The organism is Nocardia higoensis NBRC 100133, from assembly GCF_000308595.1.
Classification (GTDB): domain Bacteria; phylum Actinomycetota; class Actinomycetes; order Mycobacteriales; family Mycobacteriaceae; genus Nocardia; species Nocardia higoensis.
The window spans coordinates 126,109-146,558 of sequence record NZ_BAGA01000070.1; the positions used below are offsets into that span (position 1 = coordinate 126,109).

The 20,450-nt window shown below is 68.5% G+C and carries 18 protein-coding genes; 15 read left to right on the forward strand and 3 right to left on the reverse strand.

Features of this window, described 5'->3' with window-relative positions; translation table 11 throughout:
• The first annotated feature begins 24 nt into the window (after window positions 1–24).
• On the forward strand, window positions 25–1,194 hold the full coding sequence (locus ON26_RS10175; protein WP_083883988.1) for an acyl-CoA dehydrogenase family protein: 1,170 nt from the start codon (window positions 25–27) through the stop codon (window positions 1,192–1,194).
• A gap of 1 nt (window position 1,195) precedes the next feature.
• Entirely contained in the window at window positions 1,196–2,335 is a 1,140-nt protein-coding gene (locus ON26_RS10180) for an acyl-CoA dehydrogenase family protein (protein ID WP_040795776.1), read from the forward strand.
• A gap of 57 nt (window positions 2,336–2,392) precedes the next feature.
• On the opposite strand, the gene ON26_RS34485 is transcribed toward ON26_RS10180, so the two are convergent.
• Together ON26_RS34485 and ON26_RS34490 are read right to left on the reverse strand one after the other, a co-directional pair.
• Entirely contained in the window at window positions 2,393–3,544 is a 1,152-nt protein-coding gene (locus ON26_RS34485) for a CaiB/BaiF CoA transferase family protein (protein ID WP_040795777.1), read from the reverse strand.
• The gene (locus tag ON26_RS34490; protein ID WP_040795778.1) at window positions 3,541–4,860 is read right to left on the reverse strand and encodes an oxygenase MpaB family protein; all 1,320 of its coding nucleotides are present in this window, start codon (window positions 4,858–4,860) and stop codon (window positions 3,541–3,543) included. The genes ON26_RS34485 and ON26_RS34490 overlap by 4 nt, the downstream gene beginning before the upstream one ends.
• Before the next feature lie 138 nt (window positions 4,861–4,998).
• Between ON26_RS34490 and ON26_RS10195 the strand changes: the two genes are divergently transcribed.
• The 4 genes from ON26_RS10195 (at window position 4,999) to ON26_RS10210 (ending at window position 10,161) form a co-directional block, all read left to right on the forward strand.
• Window positions 4,999–5,733, forward strand: coding sequence for a nitroreductase (locus ON26_RS10195; RefSeq protein ID WP_040795779.1), 735 nt, complete (start codon window positions 4,999–5,001; stop codon window positions 5,731–5,733).
• A gap of 84 nt (window positions 5,734–5,817) precedes the next feature.
• The gene (locus ON26_RS10200) at window positions 5,818–7,035 is read left to right on the forward strand and encodes an acetyl-CoA C-acetyltransferase (RefSeq protein WP_040795780.1); all 1,218 of its coding nucleotides are present in this window, start codon (window positions 5,818–5,820) and stop codon (window positions 7,033–7,035) included.
• Between the two features lie 36 nt (window positions 7,036–7,071).
• A complete protein-coding gene (locus tag ON26_RS10205; protein WP_040795781.1) occupies window positions 7,072–9,270 on the forward strand; it encodes a 3-hydroxyacyl-CoA dehydrogenase NAD-binding domain-containing protein in 2,199 nt (732 codons plus the stop codon).
• 78 nt (window positions 9,271–9,348) lie between these two features.
• Window positions 9,349–10,161 carry an alpha/beta fold hydrolase gene (locus ON26_RS10210; RefSeq protein ID WP_040795782.1) on the forward strand — a complete coding sequence of 271 codons (813 nt, stop codon included), beginning with the start codon at window positions 9,349–9,351 and terminating at the stop codon, window positions 10,159–10,161.
• Between the two features lie 36 nt (window positions 10,162–10,197).
• Here the strand turns inward: ON26_RS10210 and ON26_RS10215 are convergent, their stop codons facing one another.
• A complete protein-coding gene (locus ON26_RS10215; protein WP_040795783.1) occupies window positions 10,198–11,013 on the reverse strand; it encodes an enoyl-CoA hydratase-related protein in 816 nt (271 codons plus the stop codon).
• Window positions 11,014–11,221: 208 nt separating this feature from the next.
• On the opposite strand from ON26_RS10215, the gene ON26_RS10220 reads away from it, so the two are divergent.
• The 9 genes from ON26_RS10220 (at window position 11,222) to ON26_RS10260 (ending at window position 20,447) form a co-directional block, all read left to right on the forward strand.
• Window positions 11,222–12,616, forward strand: a complete 1,395-nt coding sequence (locus ON26_RS10220; RefSeq protein ID WP_373280933.1) for an aldehyde dehydrogenase family protein — start codon at window positions 11,222–11,224, stop codon at window positions 12,614–12,616.
• Between the two features lie 75 nt (window positions 12,617–12,691).
• Window positions 12,692–13,501, forward strand: coding sequence for an MlaE family ABC transporter permease (locus ON26_RS10225; RefSeq protein ID WP_051026910.1), 810 nt, complete (start codon window positions 12,692–12,694; stop codon window positions 13,499–13,501).
• The gene (locus ON26_RS10230; protein WP_051026896.1) at window positions 13,498–14,325 is read left to right on the forward strand and encodes an MlaE family ABC transporter permease; all 828 of its coding nucleotides are present in this window, start codon (window positions 13,498–13,500) and stop codon (window positions 14,323–14,325) included. Before ON26_RS10225 ends, ON26_RS10230 begins: the two co-directional genes overlap by 4 nt.
• Complete coding sequence (locus tag ON26_RS10235; RefSeq protein WP_245545796.1) at window positions 14,322–15,410, forward strand: MlaD family protein; 1,089 nt, start codon at window positions 14,322–14,324, stop codon at window positions 15,408–15,410. Before ON26_RS10230 ends, ON26_RS10235 begins: the two co-directional genes overlap by 4 nt.
• Window positions 15,410–16,414 carry an MlaD family protein gene (locus ON26_RS10240; protein WP_040795786.1) on the forward strand — a complete coding sequence of 335 codons (1,005 nt, stop codon included), beginning with the start codon at window positions 15,410–15,412 and terminating at the stop codon, window positions 16,412–16,414. Before ON26_RS10235 ends, ON26_RS10240 begins: the two co-directional genes overlap by 1 nt.
• Window positions 16,411–17,412, forward strand: a complete 1,002-nt coding sequence (locus ON26_RS10245; protein ID WP_051026897.1) for an MlaD family protein — start codon at window positions 16,411–16,413, stop codon at window positions 17,410–17,412. The genes ON26_RS10240 and ON26_RS10245 overlap by 4 nt, the downstream gene beginning before the upstream one ends.
• Before the next feature lies 1 nt (window position 17,413).
• Window positions 17,414–18,481 carry an MlaD family protein gene (locus tag ON26_RS10250; RefSeq protein ID WP_040795787.1) on the forward strand — a complete coding sequence of 356 codons (1,068 nt, stop codon included), beginning with the start codon at window positions 17,414–17,416 and terminating at the stop codon, window positions 18,479–18,481.
• Window positions 18,478–19,494, forward strand: a complete 1,017-nt coding sequence (locus ON26_RS10255; protein ID WP_051026898.1) for an MlaD family protein — start codon at window positions 18,478–18,480, stop codon at window positions 19,492–19,494. Before ON26_RS10250 ends, ON26_RS10255 begins: the two co-directional genes overlap by 4 nt.
• Window positions 19,491–20,447 (forward strand): MlaD family protein, encoded by a 957-nt coding sequence (locus ON26_RS10260; protein ID WP_040795788.1) that lies wholly within the window; start codon window positions 19,491–19,493, stop codon window positions 20,445–20,447. The genes ON26_RS10255 and ON26_RS10260 overlap by 4 nt, the downstream gene beginning before the upstream one ends.
• The last annotated feature ends 3 nt before the right edge of the window (window positions 20,448–20,450 follow it).

Consider the following 20,450-nt stretch of genomic DNA (forward strand, 5'->3'; position numbering starts at 1 on the left):
TGGATAACATGTATTGTCGCCGGTGTGACCACTACTGAGCGTCGCTCCCGCAACGGGGCGATCTACGAAACCGAGCACGAGAGCTTCCGGGCGAGTTTCCGCGCCTTCCTCGAATCCCGGGTGGTGCCGAACTACTCCCGGTGGGAGAAGGACGGGATCATCCCGCGCGAGGTGTTCGCCGAGGCGGGCAGCCACGGCTTCCTCGGAATGGCGATCGACGAGGAGTTCGGCGGCGGCGGTGTCGACGATTTCCGCTTCAACGCCGTAATCGCCGAGGAGGTATCGCGCGCGGGCGTCATGTCGTTCGGTGTCAACCTGCACAACGACATCTGCGTGCCGTACTTCCTGCGCTACGCCGATAATGATCAGCGCAAGCGCTGGTTGCCCGGTCTCGCCACCGGTCAGCTGATCGCCGCGATCGCGATGACCGAGCCGGGGACCGGCTCGGACCTCGCCGGAATCGAGACCACCGCGACTCGCGACGGCGATCATTTCGTCGTCAACGGCGCGAAGACCTTCATATCCAACGGCATGAACGCCGACCTGGTGATCGTCGCCGTTCGGACCGACAAGGGCGCGAACAGGCACGGCGGACTTTCGTTGATCGTGGTGGAACGCGATACTCCCGGATTCAGCCGCGGCCGCAACCTCGAGAAGATCGGGATGCACGCCCAGGACACCGCCGAATTGTTCTTCGACAACGCGCGAGTGCCGGCGGCCAATCTGCTGGGCGAACTCGGCGGGGGGTTCGGCGCGCTGGTATCGAATCTGCCGCAGGAGCGGCTGACGATCGCCGTGGCAAGCACCGCGGCCGCTGCGCGTGCCATCGAGTACGCGAGCGAATATGTACGGGAACGCACCGCATTCGGCAAGCCATTGGCGAACTACCAGAACACCCGATTCACTCTGGCCGAGGCGCACACCCGCACCGAGGTGCTGCGTGCCTTCGTCCTGGATTGTCTGCGAGAGCATGTCGCGGGCGAACTCGGCGCCGATCGAGCGGCGATGGCGAAGTTCGCGGCGACGGAGACACAGGGCCGGGTCGTGGACGCCTGCCTGCAACTGTTCGGCGGCTACGGCTACATGGCGGAGTACCCGATCGCGCGGGCGTACGCCGATGCCCGGGTCCAGCGGATCTATGGGGGGACCAGCGAGATCATGAAGGAGATCATCGGGAAAGCGATGGGGATCTGACATGCGCCGCACGCTCTTCGCAGACGAACACGAGCAGTTCCGCGCCGCGGTCCGCAGCTTTCTCGAGAAGAACGCGGTCCCGCACACCGCCGAGTGGGAGGCCGCGGGCCAGGTCGACCGAGGCTTCTGGAAGGCCGCGGCGGCGCAGGGGCTGGTCGGCTTCGCCGCCCCCGAGCAATTCGGTGGCGCCGGATTACGGGATTTCCGGTTCAACGCGGTGCTGAACGAAGAGGTGGTGCGCACCGGAACCGTCGGCGACGGTTTCTCGCTGACCAACGACATCGTGCTGCCGTACTACCTCGACATCGCCTCGCCGGAGCAGCAGCAGCGCTGGCTTCCCGGCATCGTCTCCGGTGAGACGGCGATCGCGATCGCCATGTCCGAGCCCGGCACCGGTTCGGATCTGCGCGCCATCAAGACCACCGCGGTCCGGGAGAGCGGTGGGTGGCGGGTGAACGGCGCCAAGACCTTCGTCACCCGGGGCATCCAGGCCGATCTGATCATCGTCGCCGCCCGCATCCCGGAGGCCGACGGCGGAGGCTTCGGCCTGTTCGTCGTCCCGGGAGACAGTGAGGGCTTCGAACGGGGCCGCAAACTCGACAAGATCGGGCGGCGGGCCCAGGACACCGCCGAATTGTTCTTCCGCGATGTCCGAGTTCCCGATGAGAACGCTCTCGGCGAGCCGGGCAAGGGCTTGCGCTACCTGATGGGCAATCTCGCGCAGGAGCGACTGTCGATGGCCGTGGTCGCGGTCGCCAACGCCGAGCACGCGGTGCAGACCGCGGTCGACTACGCCAAGGAACGCAAAGCCTTCGGACAGCCGATCGGCTCGTTCCAGGCCAATCGGTTCCGGCTGGCCGACCTGTCGACCCGGGTCGGCGTCGCACGCGTGTTCATCGACCGCTGTATCGAGGCGCAGAACAGCGGGGAACTGACCGCCGCCGAGGCCGCCGGTGCGAAGTTCTGGACCACCGAGCTCGAGTTCGAGGCGCTCGACACGTGCCTGCAGCTGCACGGCGGCTACGGCTACATGGAGGAGTACGAGGTCGCCCGCCGCTGGCGGGACGCTCGGGTGCAGCAGATCTACGGCGGCACCAACGAGATCATGCGGGAGATCGTCGGGCGCTCGCTCGGACTCTGACGGAGGTCGGGAGGTGGGAGCATCGCGGGATGCTCCCACCGATCGCCGGCGCGGAGTTCAGTCGGCGACGACGCCGCTGTCGACGAGAGCGGAGACCTCGTCGTCGGTGTAGCCGAGATCGGCCAGCACGTGGCGGCTGTCCGCACCCGGGGACCGCCGCGGACGTGGCCTGGTCGGTGGGGCGCCGTCGAAGCGGGGCGACGGCGCCGGTTGCACCACCCCCTCGATCTCGACGAAGGTCCCACGCTCCCGGTGATGCGGATGCTCGACGGTCTCGGCGAGCGACAGCACCGGCGCGTAGCAGGTGTTGCTGCCGAGAAACAGCTTGTCCAGTTCCGCGCGGTCGTAACGTTCGATCCGCTCGGCCAGGATCCGGCGGTACGCGTCCCAGTTCTCCGTGTCGAACTGGTTGTCACGCAGGTCGTCCGGCAGGTCGAGGATGTCGCACAGCTCCTGCCAGAACGGCGCTTCGATGGCGCCGATGCTGACCCACTGCCCGTCCGCGGTGCGGTAGACGTCGTAGAAGAACGCGCCGGTGCCGAGCAGGTGCGTGCCGCGTTCGTCGCTGAACAGCCCTTCCGCCCGGTAGGTGTGGAACATGGCCATCAGGGCCGAGACGCCGTCGATCATGGCCGCGTCCACCACCCGGCCGCCACCCCCGCCGCGAGCGGCGAGGATCGCCGCCAGCATGCCCATGCCGAGCAGCATGCCGCCGCCGCCGAAATCGCCCACCAGATTCAGTGGTGGCACCGGTGGCTCACCCTTGCGGCCGATCGCGTGCAGCGCTCCGGCCAGCGCGATGTAGTTGATGTCGTGTCCCGGCATCGAGGCCATCGGGCCGCTCTGCCCCCAGCCGGTCATCCGGCCGTAGACCAGATCCGGATTGACCGACATGCAGTCCTGGGGGCCGACTCCGAGCCGCTCGGCCACCCCGGGCCGGAAGGTCTCGATCAACCCGTCCGCGCTCGCGCACAGCCGGCGCACCACTGCGGCGCCCGCGGCCGTCTTCAGGTCGACCGCGATGTGGCGCCTGCTGCGGAACATGATCGAATGCCCCTGCACCGCCCAGGGATTGCCGCCGGGGCGGTCGACGCAGATCACCTCCGCGCCGAGATCGGCCAGCATCATCCCGGCGAAGGGGCCGGGGCCGATGCCGGCCAGTTCGATGATCCGCACGCCCTCGAGGGGTGGCCGGGCGGCCCCGGTCACGAGCCCGCCACCACGGGCATGCCGCCCTTGTTGGCGGCGATATCGGCGTGTACTTCCTCCGGGTTCGCCACGGCGACGGCCTTCTGGCCGTGCGGCACCTCGATCGCCGCGTTGAAGGTGCGAAGGATATCGAACGCCGTCTTCTCGTCGTCGTGGGGAAGCAGTCGGCCGATGCGGTGGGCGGCCGATACCAGCGGCCGGATCGCGGGCAGCACATGCCGCCACGGCGTGCGTTCGGCGCCGAGGGCGGTCAGCACGTCGGCGGGGATCCAGGAGTGCAGCAGGCCGTAGGCCAGGGCCAAGCGACGTTCGGTGGTCATGAACTTGGCGATGGGGCCGGGCAGAACCTCCACGTCGCCGGGCGGGTTCTCCACGCTGTAGGCGATGACCGAGTGCACGACGTCGCGGCACAGCTCGTCCGGCGGCTGCTCGATCAGGGTGTGCACTTCGGTCTTGCGCCGCGCGTCCTCGTAGTCGGTGTGCAGGATGTCCTCCGGGACGCCGATCACGTACCCCACGTAGCGGCTGAGCGCGAAGATGTCCTCCAGTTCCCGGTCGCTGTAGCGGAAGCCGGAGTTCTGCACGGCATCGACGAACTTCACCCCGAACTGCCCGGCCTGAGTGACCATCCCGTCGAGGTTGTTGATCGGGACACCCCAGTTCGCCCAGTCCCAGGCTTCCGAGTGGCTCAGGCTGTGCCGGACAGCGGCGTGGATCATCCGCACCTTCGCGGTGAGCCGGAAGCCCTCCTCGAACCGGTGCATTCCGCCGGGGGTGTAGGCGGCGACGACATAGCGGAAGCTCTCGATCAGCCGGGTACCGACCTTGTCGGACTGCCGCAACCGACCGCTGAACAGGACCGGACGGGTCGCACTGTACATGGAGAACCCGCCGGCGATGGTGGCCCAGGCGAGAACCGGCGGGACGATCGGGCCCGCTCGCCAGAAGGCGACCGCGCCCCGGTAGAGCTGGTCGAAGTCGACCCAATCGGGGATCCGGTCGAGCTCCTCGAACAGGGCGACCAGTCCCGGACTCGGATCTTCCACGGCGTCGATGCCGTGTTCGAGCGCCAGGTCGAAGGTGCGCCAGTTGGTGTCGGTGGATTTGTCCTTGAAGTCCAGCATCGCCTGGTAGGCGTAATCGTCGGCGAGCAGGGCGTGGTCGGTGAGCTTCTCCACCAGCTCGCGGCCGTACATCGCGATGGCTTTGTCTCTGTTGGCGATACGACCGAGATCGATACCGCGGGGGAGCCCGGGCGGAACGTCGAGATCGCCCCGGAAGGTGCGCTCGTCCGGGCGCGTAGCTGCGCTGGTCATGGTCCATCTCCTCGTTGTGACTGCCGTTACATCGAGGGTAGACCCAAACTGAACACTATGTCTACACTCACTGTCTGGCCTTGCGGTCCGATCGTGGTCGTGAGCGCCCGACGTTGCCGTCTTCCGTGAGGATTCCGCATGACCGACCAGTTCGATGCCGCCGTTCTTGCTCCGGACGACGAAGCCACCGATGCTCTGGAGCGCATCCTGCGCTCCCGCTGGAGCTGCCGCGCGTTCGCGCCGGAGCCGGTTCCGCGCTCGGAGATCGCCCGCATCCTGGATCTGGCTCGTCGCTCCCCGTCGTGGTGTAACACCCAGCCGTGGCATGTGCACGTGACCGAGGGGGCGGACACCGATCGGCTGCGGGACGCGCTGCGCTCCGCGGTCGCCGCCGGTCCGGAGGCCGCGCCCGACATTCCCTTCCCCGAGTCCTACGAAGGGGTCTATCGGGACCGCAGGCGGATCAGCGGCCGGCAGCTGTACGAGAGTCTCGGCGTCGACAAGGGTGACCGGGTCGCGTCGGGCAAGCAGATGCTGCGAAACTTCGACTTCTTCGACGCGCCGCACGTCGCCATCGTGACGACGGAGCGGTCGCTCGGCGCGTACGGCGCCGTCGATTGCGGGATCTTCGTGTCGAACTTCGTCCTCGCCGCGCACAGCCGCGGAGTCGCCACGATCCCGCAGGCCGCGCTGGCGACGCAGGCTCCGCTGCTGCGCGAGCAGCTCGGACTGCCTCCGGAACGCCAGGTGCTGGTCGGGATTTCCTTCGGCTACCCCGATTCCGGCCATCCGGTGAACGGCTACCGCACCGAACGGCAGGCGCTGGAGGAGGTGGCCACGTTCGTCGCCGATGGGTCGAGTCCGAACAACTAGACAACGTGTTCAGACAAAATGTATGTTCCGGGAGTGCCTGATCGCCGTGGCACTCGCGAATACCCCTTTCACAGAGGAGTCCTCATGACGGACACGCAGGCGCTGATCTTCGACGCCGTCCGAACCCCGCGCGGCCGGGGAAAGAGTTCCGGTTCCCTGCACACGATCAAGCCGATCGATCTCGCCGGCGGGACGATCCGGTCGGTGCTGGAGCGCAATCCTTCGCTGGACCCGGCCCGGATCGATGACATCGTGCTCGGCGTGGTCTCGCCGATCGGTGAGCAGGGTGGTGACATCGCGCGCACGGCCTCGCTGGTGGCGGGACTCCCACACACGGTCGCGGGGGTGCAGATCAACCGTTTCTGCGCCTCCGGTCTGGAAGCGGTGAACCTGGCGGCGCAGAAGGTGCGCTCCGGATTCGAGGATGTGGTGCTGGCCGGCGGCGTGGAATCCATGTCCCGGGTGGCGATGAGTTCCGACGGTGCGGCCTGGATGGACGACCCGGCCACCAACCTCGCCACCGGCTTCGTCCCACAGGGCATCGGCGCCGATCTGATCGCCACCATCGAGGGATTCGGCCGCGCCGATGTCGACGAATTCGCGGCACGCTCGCACGAACTGGCCGCGAAGGCGGAGGCGGAGGGGCGCTTCGCCGGCTCGGTCGTCCCGGTTCGCGACATCACCGGCCGCGTCGTGCTCGATCGTCACGAGACCATCCGCCCCGGGACCAGCGTGCAATCCCTCGCCGCGCTCCCGCCGTCTTTCGCCGCCCTGGGGGCGCAGGCCGGATTCGACGCGGTCGCGTTGCAGGAGTTTCCCGAGGTCGAGCGGATCGATCACGTCCACCACGCGGGCAACAGCTCCGGCATCGTGGACGGCGCCGCGCTGCTGGTGATCGGCAGCGAGCAGGCGGGCGCGGAACTGGGACTGACGCCCCGGGGCCGGATCGTGGCGACCGCCGTGTCCGGCGACAATCCGACGATCATGCTCACCGCGCCCGCACCGGCCTCCCGGAAGGCGCTGGCCAAGGCGGGCCTGCGGGTCTCCGATATCGACCTGTTCGAGGTCAACGAGGCGTTCGCCTCGGTGGTGCTGCGCTTCGTGAAGGACCTCGACGTCGACATCGCGAAGGTCAACGTCAACGGCGGAGCGATCGCGATGGGGCATCCACTCGGTGCGACCGGCGCCATGCTCGTCTCCACCGTGCTGGACGAGCTGCACCGCACCGGCGGCCGCTACGGCCTGGTGACGTTGTGTGTCGGCGGTGGGATGGGCATCGCGACTGTCGTCGAAGCCCTCTGACCCCACCGAGCCCTCCCGAAAGGACACCGAAAACACATGACCACCAGCGCCATTCACCACACCCGTGATTCCGGCGGGATCGTCACCCTGACCATCGACGACCCGAATCAGCGGGTCAACACCATGAACTCGCTGTTCGTGGAGTCCCTCGCCGCCGAACTCGACGCCATCGAGAACGACGCGGACGTGACCGGAGTGATTCTCACCTCGGCCAAGAAGACCTTCTTCGCCGGCGGTGATCTGAACGATCTGCGCGCCGCGCGCCGCGACCGAATCGACGAGTTCGCCGACTTCGTGCGACGCAACAGCGCGCTACTGCGGCGACTCGAGAAGCTGCCGGTCCCGGTCGTCGCCGCGATCAACGGATCGGCGCTCGGCGGCGGCCTCGAGCTCGCTCTGGCGGCCCACCACCGGATCGCGGTCGACGCGCCGGGTGTGACGCTCGGCCTGCCCGAGGTGACGCTCGGCCTGCTGCCCGGTGCCGGCGGCGTGGTCCGTACCGTCCGCTTGCTCGGCGTGCAGGCCGCACTGCGCGACGTCCTGCTGAGCGGCAGGAAGCACCCGGTGGCCGGTGCGCTGGAGCTCGGCCTCGTCGACGCGACGGTGGCCACCGTCGAGGAGCTGATCCCGGCGGCGACCGCCTGGATTCGCGAGCACGCCGGCGCTCGCCAGCCCTGGGACACCGAGGGGTTCCGGATCCCGGGCGGAGCTCCGGGAGAACGCGGCGCGCCACTGCACGCCACGCTGCCCGCGCTGGCCGCGACGCTGCGGGCACAGACCAAGGGCGCGCCCGCGCCCGCGCAGGCGAACATCCTCGCCGCCGCGGTCGAGGGCGCCCAGGTCGATGTCGACAACGCGCTGGCGATCGAGGCCAGGTACTTCCTCGATCTGGCCATCGGCCAGATCGCGAAGAACATGATCCAGGCGAACTTCTTCGACATGCAGGTCGTCAACGGTCCGCGGGGCCGGGATACCGTCCGGGAACCGTGGTTGCCGCGCAAGGCGATCGTGCTCGGGGCGGGAATGATGGGCGCGGGCATCGCCTACCAGTGCGCGGTCTCCGGTATCGATGTCGTGCTCAAAGATGTCACGGCGGAGGCCGCCGAGCGCGGCAAGGGCTACTCGCTGCGGGTGCTCGACAAGCGCGTACGGGCCGGGCAGATCAGCGCGGCGACCCGAGACGAGGTGCTCGCGCGGATTACTCCGACCGCCGACGTCGCGGCGGCCGCCGGCGCGGACCTGGTGATCGAAGCGGTATTCGAGGATCCGGCGCTCAAGGCCGACGTGCTGCGCGAGATCGAACCACTGCTGGCGCCCGATGCGTTGATCGGGTCGAACACCTCGACCCTGCCGATCACCGGGCTCGCCGAGAACGTCTCTGCCCCCGAGCGTTTCATCGGGCTGCACTTCTTCAGCCCGGTCGATCGGATGCCGCTGCTCGAAGTCATCAAGGGCGGACGAACCTCGGCCGAAACGGTCTCGCGCGCACTGGATCTCGCTCGCACGATCGGCAAGACGCCGATCGTGGTCAACGACAGCAGGGGCTTCTTCACCAGCCGTGTGATCGGTACCTTCGTCAACGAGGCGCTGGCGATGCTCGGCGAAGGTGTGCCCGCGCCGGTGATCGAGCAGGCCACCACCCAAGCCGGCTACCCGGCCCCGGCGCTGCAGCTCGCCGACGAACTCAACCTGGAACTGCTGCGCCGGGTGCGCGACGCCTCCCGCGCTGCCACGGAGGCGGCGGGCGGCAGCTGGGATCCCCATCCGGCCGAGGCCGTTCTGGACCGCATGCTCGGCGAGTTCGGCCGGGCCGGGCGGCTGGCGGGCAGCGGGTTCTACGAGTACGAGGACGGCGCCCGCACCCGGCTCTGGCCCGGACTGCGGACAGCCTTCGGCTCGCCGCGCGCCGACCTGCCCTTCACCGACCTGAAGGAACGGATGCTCTTCATCGAGGCGATCGAATCGGTGAAATGCCTCGACGAGGGTGTGCTCGAGTCGGTCCCCGACGCCAATATCGGATCGCTGCTCGGCATCGGCTACCCGGGCTGGACGGGTGGGGTGCTGCAGTACATCGACGGTTACCCCGGCGGTGTCGCGGGATTCGTCCGCCGCGCCGAGGAACTCGCCGCCGCCTACGGTGCTCGCTTCGCCCCGCCGTCGTCGCTCGTCGCGGTCGCCCGCGACGGTGGCACCCTGGCGGAGGCGCATCGCGACGGGCAGCCTGCGCTGTCCTGATCGCCGCATCGATTCATTCCCGTGGTGGGCCGCCCGCCGGCGTGGGCGGCCCGCTTTCTCGTCGGAGCAAGAGGAAACATGACCGAACGTCTCGTCGAGGTGCGCGGTGGAGTGCGCATCAACGTCCGGGAACTGGGCGCCGGACGGCCCGTGCTGCTGATCCACGGCTGGAGTCTGAGCGGCGAAGCCTGGGATCGGCAGATCCGGGTGCTGGCCGAACGCGGGCACCGGGTGCTGGCGATGGACCTGCGGGGGCACGGCGGCTCCGATGCCCCGCTCGAGGGCTACGAGATCGAATCGCTCGCCGCCGACGCCGCCGACGTGCTGGCCGACTCCGGGGCGTCCGCGGCGGCGGTGGTGGGATGGTCGCTGGGCGGCATGGTCGCGCTGCGTCTCGCCCTCGACCATGCCGCTCTGGTCGAGCGAGTCGTCCTGGTGGCTTCCAACGGCGTCGCCGCCTCCCGGACCCCGTCGTTCCCCTTCGGGGTGCCCGCTGACGGGCCGTTGAACGCCATTCTCGCCGCCGAGCACGACGACCGTATCGCGCTGCGCCGCAGCGCCGTCGGTGATCCGTTCAAGGAGGCGCCGGCGCCGCATGTGCTCGACTGGCTGCACCGCATCTCCCTGCGTACTCCGAGCTGGGCCGCGCGTGCCGCGATGCGAACACTGCTGTGCACCGATCAGGTGGACATTCTCGACGGTGTGCGTGTCCCGGTGACCCAGATCATCGGTACCGCCGACCCCGCGCTCTCGGTCCGCGGGGCGCGCTGGCTGCACGAGCGGCTCGGCACCACCCTGATCGAGCTCGACACCGGCCACTATCCCATGCTGGAAGCGGCCGACGAGTTCGATGCCGCGCTGCTGCGGGCCGTCGCCGAAGCCGCAACCTGATCGGCGGTACCGCGCTGTCGATACCGCCGACGGTTCTCAGTGCCCGGTGAACGCGGGCGGCCGCCGCTCGGTGAAGGCCGCCACCCCCTCCCGGAAGTCCGCGGCGTCGACCAGCCGGGTCTGCCCGTCGACTTCGCTCTCGAACGCCGCTTCCAGGTGCGCGAGCAGGGCGGTGTTCATACTGCGCTTGGTTGCCGCGAAGGCGGCGGTGGGGCCGGCGGCCAGGCGCAGCGCGAGCTCGGACACCCGGTCGTGTAGCGACTCCTCGGCGACGACCTCGTCCACCATGCCCCAGCCGAGCGCGGTCTCGGCGTCCACCCGCTCGGCCAGCAGCGCCATCCGGGTGGCCCGGCCCAGTCCGATTCGGGCACCGAGCAGCGCCGAAGCGCCCGCGTCGAGCGTGAGCCCGACCTTGGCGAAAGCCACAGAGAAGGACGCCGACCGGGCCGCGATGACCTGGTCGCAGGCCAACGCCAGCGAGCAGCCCGCGCCGACGGCGGGGCCGCCGACCGCGGCGATCACCGGTTTGGGCATGGTGCGGATCGCCCGCACGGTCGGGTTGTAGCGCATCCGCAACTCCTCCTCGGTGCGCGGCGACAGGCGCGTCTCCGGCGTCAGCTGGTCGAGCGCCAGATCGGCCCCGGCCGAGAACGCCCGGCCCGCGCCGGCGAGCACCAGGCAACGCACCGAATCGTCCGCCGCCGTCCGATCCACGGCGTCGCGCAATTGCTGTTGCAGGGCGAGATCGAATGCGTTCAACGCGTGTGGCCGGGCCAGGATCAAAGCCGCCGCGGCGCCCGACCGACGGATTTCGAGGACGTCTGTCCTGGAAATAAATTCCCATTTCAACATGGCGTGAGATCGTAGTCCATACATGATGTTCATACAACATGTAGTTACGCATCGGGTTATTCGAATTCGTCGGCGCCCAACGTGATTGACATTACATCTGAACACTCTGTATGGTGCTCGTCATGTTCCCTCTTCTTCCTGCTCGAGCGGCCTTGCTCTGGGTCGCCGAGGTATTTCCATCCACCGGTTTTCACGCGGGGGTCGAGCGGTGACCGCTATCGAAACGGCGACCCCGAAAGGGGCGCAGTCGGACATCCACGTGGATGTGGAGCGCGCCCGAGTCGCATTCTCGAGCGGCCGGACCCGCCCGCTCTCCTGGCGAATTGCGCAATTGGAAGGCTTGCTGCGTTTCATCGACGAAAGCGATGCCGAAATCGCGACAGCGATCGGCGAGGATCTCGGGCGCAGCCCGATGGCCACGTTCATGGCCGATATCGGCCCGGTGCGGCACGAGATCCGGCACACGCTGTCGCGGCTGGCGAGCTGGGTGCGTCCGACGCCGGTGCGGGTGAGTGCCGCGACGGCGCCGGGCAAGGCGTGGTCGCTGCCGGAACCCAAAGGCACCGTGCTGATTCTCGGCACCTGGAACTTCCCGCTGCTGCTGACGGTGCAGCCGCTGGTGAGCGCACTGGCGGCGGGAAACACCGTGGTGCTCAAGCCTTCCGACCTGGCGAACGCGACGGGCGCGCTACTGGCGAGGCTGCTGCCGCGCTACGTGGATCCGGAAGCCGTGCGGGTCGTGCTCGGCGACGGGCAGGTCAACCGGGCGCTGCTGGAACAGCGCTTCGACCACATCTTCTTCACCGGCTCCACGGCGGTCGGTAAGGCCGTGATGACCGCTGCCGCGCAGCACCTCACTCCCGTGACGCTCGAGCTGGGTGGCAAGAGCCCGGTGATCGTCACCGCGGATGCCGATATCGAGGTGGCCGCCCGACGGATCGCGTGGGCCAAGTCGATCAACTCGGGCCAGACCTGCATCGCGCCGGATTACGTGCTCGTGGAGGACTCGGTACGGCCGAAGCTGGTCGAGCGGTTGCTCGTCGAGTTGCCCGCGCACGCCGCGAACGACACCACCCACATCGTCAACGAGCGCCACCTCGAACGGCTCGCGGGTGCGCTGGCAGGCCACGGCGGCGAGCAGTTCGGCGGCGCCGTCGACCGCGACAAGCTCGCCATCGCCCCGGCGCTGGTCACCGATCCCGATCCGGGCTCGGAGCTGATGCGCGAGGAGATCTTCGGACCCATCCTGCCGCTGCTGTCGGTCGGCAGCCTGCGCGAGGCGATCGACTTCGTGAACCAGCGGCCCAAACCGCTCGCGCTCTACTTGTTCACCTCCTCGCGTGACACGGAGCGGACCGTGCTGGAGCAGACCTCCTCGGGCGCCGTCGTGGTCAACCATCTGCTCTACCACCTGCTGGTGCCGGAGCTGCCGTTCGGCGGCGTCGGCGACTCCGGTCTGGGCAGCTATCACGGCAAGCACGGCTTCGACACGTTCAGTCACCACAAGGCGGTGCTGCGCAAGCCTGCCCGGCCCGATCCGGCCGTCGCGTATCCGCCGTACGGCTCCACGATGCAGAAGGTGCTGCGCCGGCTGATGGGCTGACCGCTCCCGCTCTATACCTTTCGCTCCCGATCTGCCCACAGGAGGTGTGCAGTGAGTATTTCCGTATCCGGAGGGCTGGCGCAGCGCGTCGGCGGTTCGCTCGCGGACCGCGTGCTACGCGCTCTCGCGACACTGGGCAGATCGGCGCGGCTCGCCGCCGATGTCGCCCGGTTCTCGATCTCCGACACCATCGGCCGACGACTGCCGGTCGGGGAGGTGATCGAGCAGATGTGGAAGTTGTTCAAGGTCACGGCGCTGCCGGCGCTGCTGATGGCGGTGCCGATCGGCGCCGAGGTCTCGGTGCAGGTCGGCGGCGTCATGGATCAGGTGGGCGCCAACTCGCTGGCGGGCGCGGCCAGCGGCCTCGGCGTGGTGAGCCAGGGGGCGCCGATGGCGGCCGGATTGCTGATGAGCGGTGCCGCCGCCTCCACCATCGCCTCCGACCTCAGCGCTCGCGCCATCCGCGAGGAAATCGACGCCATGCGCGTCATGGGCGTGAATCCCGTTCAGCGGCTCGTGGTTCCGCGCTTCATCGCGATGGTGGCGATCGCGCCCGCGCTGTGCATCCTGATCATCGCCGCCGGCGTCGCGGCGGGCCTGATCATCTCGACCAATGTGAACGGCGTGGTGCCCGCCAGCTTCTGGCAGTCCTTCGGCGCCTTCGCCACCCCGCTCGACCTGGTTTTCTCGGTACTCAAGGCGCTGTTGTTCGCGATCATCGTGGTGACCATCGCCAGCCTGCGCGGTCTGGAGGCCTCCGGCGGTCCGAAGGGAGTCGCGAACGCTGTGAACGCCTCGGTGGTGCTCAGCGTGTTCTGCATCTTCATGACCAATCTGGCCGTCAGCCAGCTGCAGAACATGTTCTTCCCGGCGAGGCTGGCATGAGCGTGCAGCGGGTTGTCGTGAACTCCGCGGCGGGCGCGCTGCTCGAACTCGGACAGATCGTCGCGTTCACCTGGAAAACCTTGGTGAGCCTGCCCAAGACGGTGCGGCACTACTCCAAGCAGACGCTCAAGACCATGAATGACATGGCTTGGGGCAGCGGCTCGCTCATCGTCGACGGCGGGGTGCTCAGCCTGATGTTCTTCCTCGGCGTCGCGGTCGGCGCGGTTGTCGCGATTCAGGCGTTCATGGCGTTCGACCTGCTCGGTTTCGGTGCGCTGACCGGCATCATCGGCTCGTTCGGCAATATTCGGGTGATCGCGCCGATCATCACCGGCATCGGTTTCGCCGCCCAGGCCGGCTGCCGGATGACCGCCGAGATCGGCGCCATGCGGATCTCGGAGGAGATCGACGCCACCGAAAGCATGGGGTTGCAGGCGGTTCCGTTCGTGGTCGGCACGCGGCTGGTGGGCGGCATGCTGGTGGTGCTGCCCGGCTATCTGATGGCCATGGTGGTCAGCTTCATCACCGGGGGGCTCATCATCAAATACGCCTACGGGCAGCCGTCGGGCACCTACGACCACTATTTCGCCCAGTTCGTGAACATCGGCGATCTGGCCGCCTCGGTGGGCAAGGCGCTGGTCTTCTGCGCCGTGGTCACCATGATCCACTGCTATTACGGCTATTTCGCCTCCGGCGGCCCCGCCGGCGTCGGCATCGCCTCCGGCCGCGCGATCCGCGCCAGCCTGGTCGCGATCGTCGTCTTGAACTTCCTCATGACCGTAGCGATCTGGGGCCTGAACCCGGAACTCCCATTCAGGGGATGAATATGGCCAGACACATCAATCAAGATTTCATTCGCGGTGACCGCGATCGCCAGCTGCGCGTGCTGGCAATCTGCGGGGGTGCGGCCGCGGTTGCCGTGCTCCTCGTGGTGACGGCCGGTGCTTGGGCATACACCCAGCTGACCGCGCCACAAGGGATCCGGCTGCAGCTCGTGCTGCCGGCGCTCGGTCCCGGGGTCGAGCCCGGCTCGAAGGTACTGGTGCGCGGCGCCGCCGTCGGCGAGGTCACCGAGGTCACCGCCGTCGATTCCGGCACCGCGCACGTCGCACTGGTGCTCGACGACGAGCTGGGTGCCATTCTCACCGACAGCCTCGATGTCGACTTCCGGCCGGAGAACTACTTCGGCGTCACGGCCGTCAACCTCATCGAGCGCCCCGGCGGCAACGCCCTCACCGACGGCCGGGTGCTGCACCGCACGGCGGCCCCGGACTACACCATGTCGACCATGCTCGAACAGGTGTCACTGGTGGTGGACGGCACGCTCACCTCGAGCATGATCGCCACGCTGGACGAGATCATGCGCTACGCGAACGGGCTGGCCCCGCTCATCCGCACCGGCATCATCGTGGCCGAGCAGATGTCGAAGACCCAGCAACACCTGCCGACGGAATTGTTGCTGCGCGCGAACGACGTGCTCGTGCAGCTGCCGGCCTTCGGCCGGGGTGCCGCCGACGCGCTCTACGCCATCTACCACAGCGCGTACAACCAGCGCCCGGACGGCAGCGTCGGGGTTGACGACGCCTTCATGACCGAGACCGACCAGGCGCTGGCACTGGCCGCCTCCGATCTGTTCGGCCTGGCGGGCTCGCTGCTCGCCTCGCACGACGCCGAGCTGATCCCGCTGGTCGGCGCGGTCGACGAGGTGGTGGCACCGCTGCCGGGGTTGCTCGGCGACGGCCGGATGGCCGAGCTGAACACCGCGATCGACCGTCTGGAATCGGCCTTCCCCGGAACGCCGGAGCAACGGACACTGCGGCTGCGGGTGGTGCTGGACGACGTACCCGGCCTGGCCGGGCCGCTGGCCCAGCTGGGTGCCCTGCCCGCGCCCGCGCAGGCGGTCCGCTGATGGCCACCGGACGCGGACTGATCTGGGCCGCGCTCAAACTCGTCGCCGTGGCGGTGGTGACCGTGCTGCTGTTCGTGCTCGTGCTCAACGCCATGCGCAACCCGGTCGAGCAGAGCACCCGCGGCTACACCGCCGATTTCGCCGACGTCTCCGGTCTGCGGGTCAACGGTGACGTCCGGCTGAAGGGCCTGCGGATCGGCAAGGTCACCGGCGTCGAGTTGATTCCCGAAGGAGACGCAACGGTCGCTCGGGTCAGCTTCTCCATGGACGCCGGCTACGAACTCACCGACACGACCACATTGGCGGTCAAGTACCAGAACCTCACCGGCGCGCGTTTCGTCGATGTGGAGTTCGCCGCGCAGCCCGGGAACCGGGTCGCCCACCTGACCACCGCGGCGACACGGCCCTCGTTCGACATCACCGCGCTGTTCAACGGCCTGCAACCGGTGCTGTCGACGATGAATACCGAGCAGATCAACGCTTTCGCGGAGAACGCGATCGCGGTGCTGCAGGGTGACGGCGGCGGCCTGGCACCGATGCTGGAGAGCGCACAGCAACTGGCCGCCTACGCACAGGACCGCAAGCAGTTGATCGCCACCCTCACCGCGAACGTCGCCCGGATCGCCGACTCCATGGGCGGCCGCTCCGAGGACGTCCTCGAGTTCCTGAAGGCGATGAGCCTGCCCATCAGCAATGCCATGACGGTGCTCGACGAGTTCCCCAAGACGGCGGCGACCGGCCCCGCGCTGGTCGAGCCGATCGAACGGCTGCTCGCGGCGCTGGGATTGCGCTCCGACCTGGATGTCGATGCCCTGCTGACGCAGGCATTCGCCTCGCTGACCGAGGCCGTCGATTCGCTGCGGCTCATGCCGGGCGCACTGGCCGGGCTGCAGGTCGCGCACCGCCCGGAGAACACGCGATGCAGTAATGGGCAGGCCCACCTGCCGTCCGATGTCCAACTCCTGCTCAACGGTAGCGAGGTCGTGCTGTGCAACGCGAAATGACAGGACGCCGCAGGCGGCTGCGGGACCGAGCGCACGCCGTGTGGCACAACGATGTGCTCCTCGGCACCGCCGTCGTCGGCGCCACCCTGGTGGTCGTCGCCGCCTTCGCCGGGCTCTACCTGCGTCCGCCCGGGCAGCAGACCATCACCTTCGAGACTACCGACGCCTCCGCGATCGAGACCGGGCAGGACGTCCGGGTGGCTGGAATCAGCGTGGGCAAGGTCTCCGATGTCGCCATCGCGGCGGACACCGTCACCGTTCGGGCCCGGATCGACGACGCCATCCTGGTCGGCGACCGGTCGCGTATCGAGGTCCGGATGCTCACCCCGGTCGGCGGATACGCGGTGACCCTGATCCCGCTCGGTTCGCGAACCGAGCACGAGGTAGCCATACCTCGGGACCGGGTGGTGGTGCCGTACTCGATCGGAGACGTGCTCCAGAGCGCGCCGACGGTCACCGACGAAGTCGACGCCGCGACCATGAATGCCAATCTGCGCCAGGTCGCCCAGGCGCTGGAGGGGAACTCGACTTCCCTCGGCACCATCGTCGACGGCATGAACGCGATCACCCAGGTGCTCGACCAGCAGCGACTCCAGATCCACCAGGTCGCCGCGCTGGCCGCCGAATACCTGCAGACCTTCAACGTCAATCGCGGCTTCGTCTTCGAACTCATCGGCAAGATCGACACTGTTCTCGCCACTTATCACAACAATTCGGCGGGCTTCAACTATGCCTACCAGTTGCTCGGCAGCGCACTGTCCCGACTGCAACCGCTCGAGGCCTATTACCTCGAGCATTCCGACCAGGTCGAGACCCACATTCGCGATCTGCAGGCACTGGTGTCGGAGCTGCAGCAGCATCTCGGACCCGCCATCGACAACCTGACCGGATTGCGCGCGCAGCTCGAGCAGTGGCTGACCCCGGAGGGCATGGCGCAGTTCGGCGGCGGCGTGCTCACCACGTCGCTGTGTATTCCGATTCCAGGACGGGAGTGCTGACATGCGGATCTCGAAGAAGAGCGCCGCGCTGACACTGGCAGTGGCCGCGACCACGGTGATCGCCACCGCCGTCGTAGTGCGCCACTCCGGTGCGGCCGAGGCGGCGGGGGGAGGCGACGGATTCTGTGCCGACATGCCCGACGCGATCGGGCTCTATGCGGGCAATCCGGTCACCCAGATGGGGTTTCGAGTCGGCACGGTGAGCGACGTGCAGCAGCGCGGCGATCACGTGCGCGTCGAGTTCGCCCTGGACGACGGCCGTCGCTACCCGGCCGACGTTCAGGTGGTGACCCGGTCGAAATCGCTGCTCGCCGACCGCAGCCTGGAACTGGTCGGCAATTACACCGCGGGTCCCTCCCTGCGGCCTGGCGACTGCGTGCCGCGTCAGCGCACACACACCCCCAAGAGCATCTCCGAGATCGCGGGCTCCGCGGCCGATTTCATCGACGCGCTCTCCGCTGCGGGCGACGACAGTGTGCAGGGCGCGGTCGCCGGTCTGAACACCGCACTCGACGGCACCGGCGCCACCATGAACGCGATGCTCACCCACGCGGCCGCGGCCGCGAACAGCCCGGACCGGGTGACCGCCGACGTCGGCGCGACGATCATGAACATGGCCCCGCTCACCGAGGACGCGCTGCGGCACTGGGATCGGATCGGTTCGATCCTCGAGCGGATGCCGGAAATCGCCGCTCTCGGTACCGAGCTGTTCGGTTACGTCGCGCGCTTCGACCGCGGAATCGGCTGGCTCGTCGCAGTCATCTACGACATCCAGCGCCGCTACGGAGACCAGCTGTGGCCGCTGATGCACGGCCCGGTCGCCGACGTGATCGCCTTGGCCGCAACCCGGGCCCCCGATTTGGCCCGGCTGTACGGCACCATCCCGGCGATGGTGACCGCGGTGAACTACCAGCAGCAGACCGGCGGGGGCATCTCGATGCCGTACCGGCCGCCGTCCGTACCGGTCGATCCCGCGGTGTGCGATCTGCTCGGACCACAGTGCGCGCAGAACGAGTTCACCCCCGGCACCGTGAATTTGCTGTCCCTGATCGTGCGGAGGCCGTCGTGAGAACTCCTCGAACGTGCCGCGGGCTGCGGCGGTCGGTGGCCGCCGCGTGCCTCGCGCTCGCGCTGGCGGTCACCGGATGCGCGCTGAGCCCGGACGACCTGCCCTCGGTGCGCTCCGGCGTGCACACCGACTACACGGTCACCCTCCGGTTCGAGAACGTCATGAATCTGCCGTCCGGTGCGGACGTGCTGCTCGGCGGTCTCCGGGTCGGGCAGGTCCAGGGTCTCACCGCGACCCCGGACGGCATCGACGTGACGGTCGGGCTCGCCGCGAACACCGAGGTGCCGGCCGACGCCGGCGCCATCATCCGGCAGAACACCCTGCTCGGCGACACCTACATCGCACTGATCCCGAGCACCGAGCCCCACCCGGAGCAGGGCTTCCTCGGTCCCGGCAGCACGGTTCCGCTGGAACGCACCACCTCGCCGCCGCAACTGGAGGACACCATCGCGGTGCTCGCCTACTTCGTCAACGGCGGCAGTATCCAGAAGATGCAGGACACCATGGCCACCCTGAACCGGACCATGCCCGCGCTCGAGGACGTCCGGCGGATGGCCGGCACCGTCGCGGTGGACATGGCCGATCTCGCGGCGGGCACGGCGGAGCTGGATCGCCTGCTGAACGGGGTGAACGACACCGCGACCGCGGTCGTCGACCGAAGTGCCGAGTGGCAGGCCGTCTTCAGCGAGCAAGGCACTCACTACTGGCACAATGTCGCGCGCGCCGTCGTCGCGCACATCAGCACCCTGTTGCCCTCGGTCGGCTCCATCTTCGAAGGCGGCCTGTGGCTGACTCCGATGCTGAATTCGCTGGCCGACACGGCAGAATCAGGGCGCGGGATCTGGGGCGACGCCCCGGCCACCACCGTGCGGGTGAACAACTTCCTGCGCACCACGCTGTTGCCGTTCGCGCAGCGTCCCGCTGTCGACGTCACGTCCGTGAGCACCGGCACCGGGGACGAACTGATCGGCGACGCCACCTCGATCCTGCGTCTGCTGGGAGCCGTCCGATGATCACCCGCACTCGTGTTTCGATCGTGGCCATGACGGTCCTGACCGCCCTGTCCCTGCTCTACATCCAGCGCGTCGGGCTGGACGTGGACCGCTTCCGCGAGATGCGCACGGCCAGCATGCTGGTGCCCGACACCAACGGCATCCTCGTGAATTCCAGGGTGCTGCTGCGCGGGGTGCCGATCGGCAAGGTCACCGGCATCGAACCGGAGCCCGACGGCATCCGGATCACGCTGCGCTACAACGAATCCGACCCCATCCCCGCGGGCAGCTGGTTCCGGGTCGACAATCTCTCCGCGCTCGGCGAGTCCTACATCTCGGTACTGCCTGATACCGCCGCGGGCCCCTACCTGGCGGACGGCGCGCAGGTCGACGCGGACCGAACGGCCGTGCCGACCACCTTCAAGGAGCTCTCCGCCCGACTCGCGCACCTGCTCCAGCAGGTCGACCCGGATCAGGTCCAGCACATCTTCCGCACCCTCGACGTCGGACTGCCCGACGGCGTCCAGGTGGTCGGTGACCTGAACCGCGCGGGCACGCTGCTCGCCGCGGAATTCACAGAGCAGACGGACAATCTCGTGACCCTGCTCAGCACGCTGCAACCGCTGCTCATGCGTACCGGCGCCGTGCCGGCGAGCTTGGCCGCGACCAGCCCACAGCTTCCGGGCTTCGGCACCGGTTTCCAGGATCTGCTCGACTCGGTGCGCGACGCGATGCGCCGCGGGCCGCTGCTGGACGGCATCCGGGACGGCGCCGGCCCGCTGTTCGGCGAACTGCAGAAATTCCTCGATATCACCGCCGCCGACCTCGGCGTCATCGGCGTCAACCTGCTGCCCGCCGCGCAATCCGGCGGTGCCGCGCTGCGCACCGTCGATCTCGGCAGCCTGCTGGGCCGGGTGATGGACGCTACCGACCCGGCGGGCGCCGTCACTGTACACATCCCCACCCCGAAATAGGCA

Bases quoted from the DNA above. Each gene is read 5' to 3' on its own strand.
- ON26_RS10180 (WP_040795776.1), top strand. From the start codon at position 1,196: ATGCGCCGCACGCTCTTCGCAGACGAACACGAGCAGTTCCGCGCCGCG.
- ON26_RS34490 (WP_040795778.1), bottom strand. From the start codon at position 4,860: ATGACCAGCGCAGCTACGCGCCCGGACGAGCGCACCTTCCGGGGCGAT.
- ON26_RS10195 (WP_040795779.1), top strand. From the start codon at position 4,999: ATGACCGACCAGTTCGATGCCGCCGTTCTTGCTCCGGACGACGAAGCC.
- ON26_RS10200 (WP_040795780.1), top strand. From the start codon at position 5,818: ATGACGGACACGCAGGCGCTGATCTTCGACGCCGTCCGAACCCCGCGC.
- ON26_RS10205 (WP_040795781.1), top strand. From the start codon at position 7,072: ATGACCACCAGCGCCATTCACCACACCCGTGATTCCGGCGGGATCGTC.
- ON26_RS10210 (WP_040795782.1), top strand. From the start codon at position 9,349: ATGACCGAACGTCTCGTCGAGGTGCGCGGTGGAGTGCGCATCAACGTC.
- ON26_RS10215 (WP_040795783.1), bottom strand. From the start codon at position 11,013: ATGTTGAAATGGGAATTTATTTCCAGGACAGACGTCCTCGAAATCCGT.
- ON26_RS10230 (WP_051026896.1), top strand. From the start codon at position 13,498: ATGAGCGTGCAGCGGGTTGTCGTGAACTCCGCGGCGGGCGCGCTGCTC.
- ON26_RS10235 (WP_245545796.1), top strand. From the start codon at position 14,322: ATGAATATGGCCAGACACATCAATCAAGATTTCATTCGCGGTGACCGC.
- ON26_RS10240 (WP_040795786.1), top strand. From the start codon at position 15,410: ATGGCCACCGGACGCGGACTGATCTGGGCCGCGCTCAAACTCGTCGCC.
- ON26_RS10245 (WP_051026897.1), top strand. From the start codon at position 16,411: ATGACAGGACGCCGCAGGCGGCTGCGGGACCGAGCGCACGCCGTGTGG.
- ON26_RS10250 (WP_040795787.1), top strand. From the start codon at position 17,414: ATGCGGATCTCGAAGAAGAGCGCCGCGCTGACACTGGCAGTGGCCGCG.
- ON26_RS10260 (WP_040795788.1), top strand. From the start codon at position 19,491: ATGATCACCCGCACTCGTGTTTCGATCGTGGCCATGACGGTCCTGACC.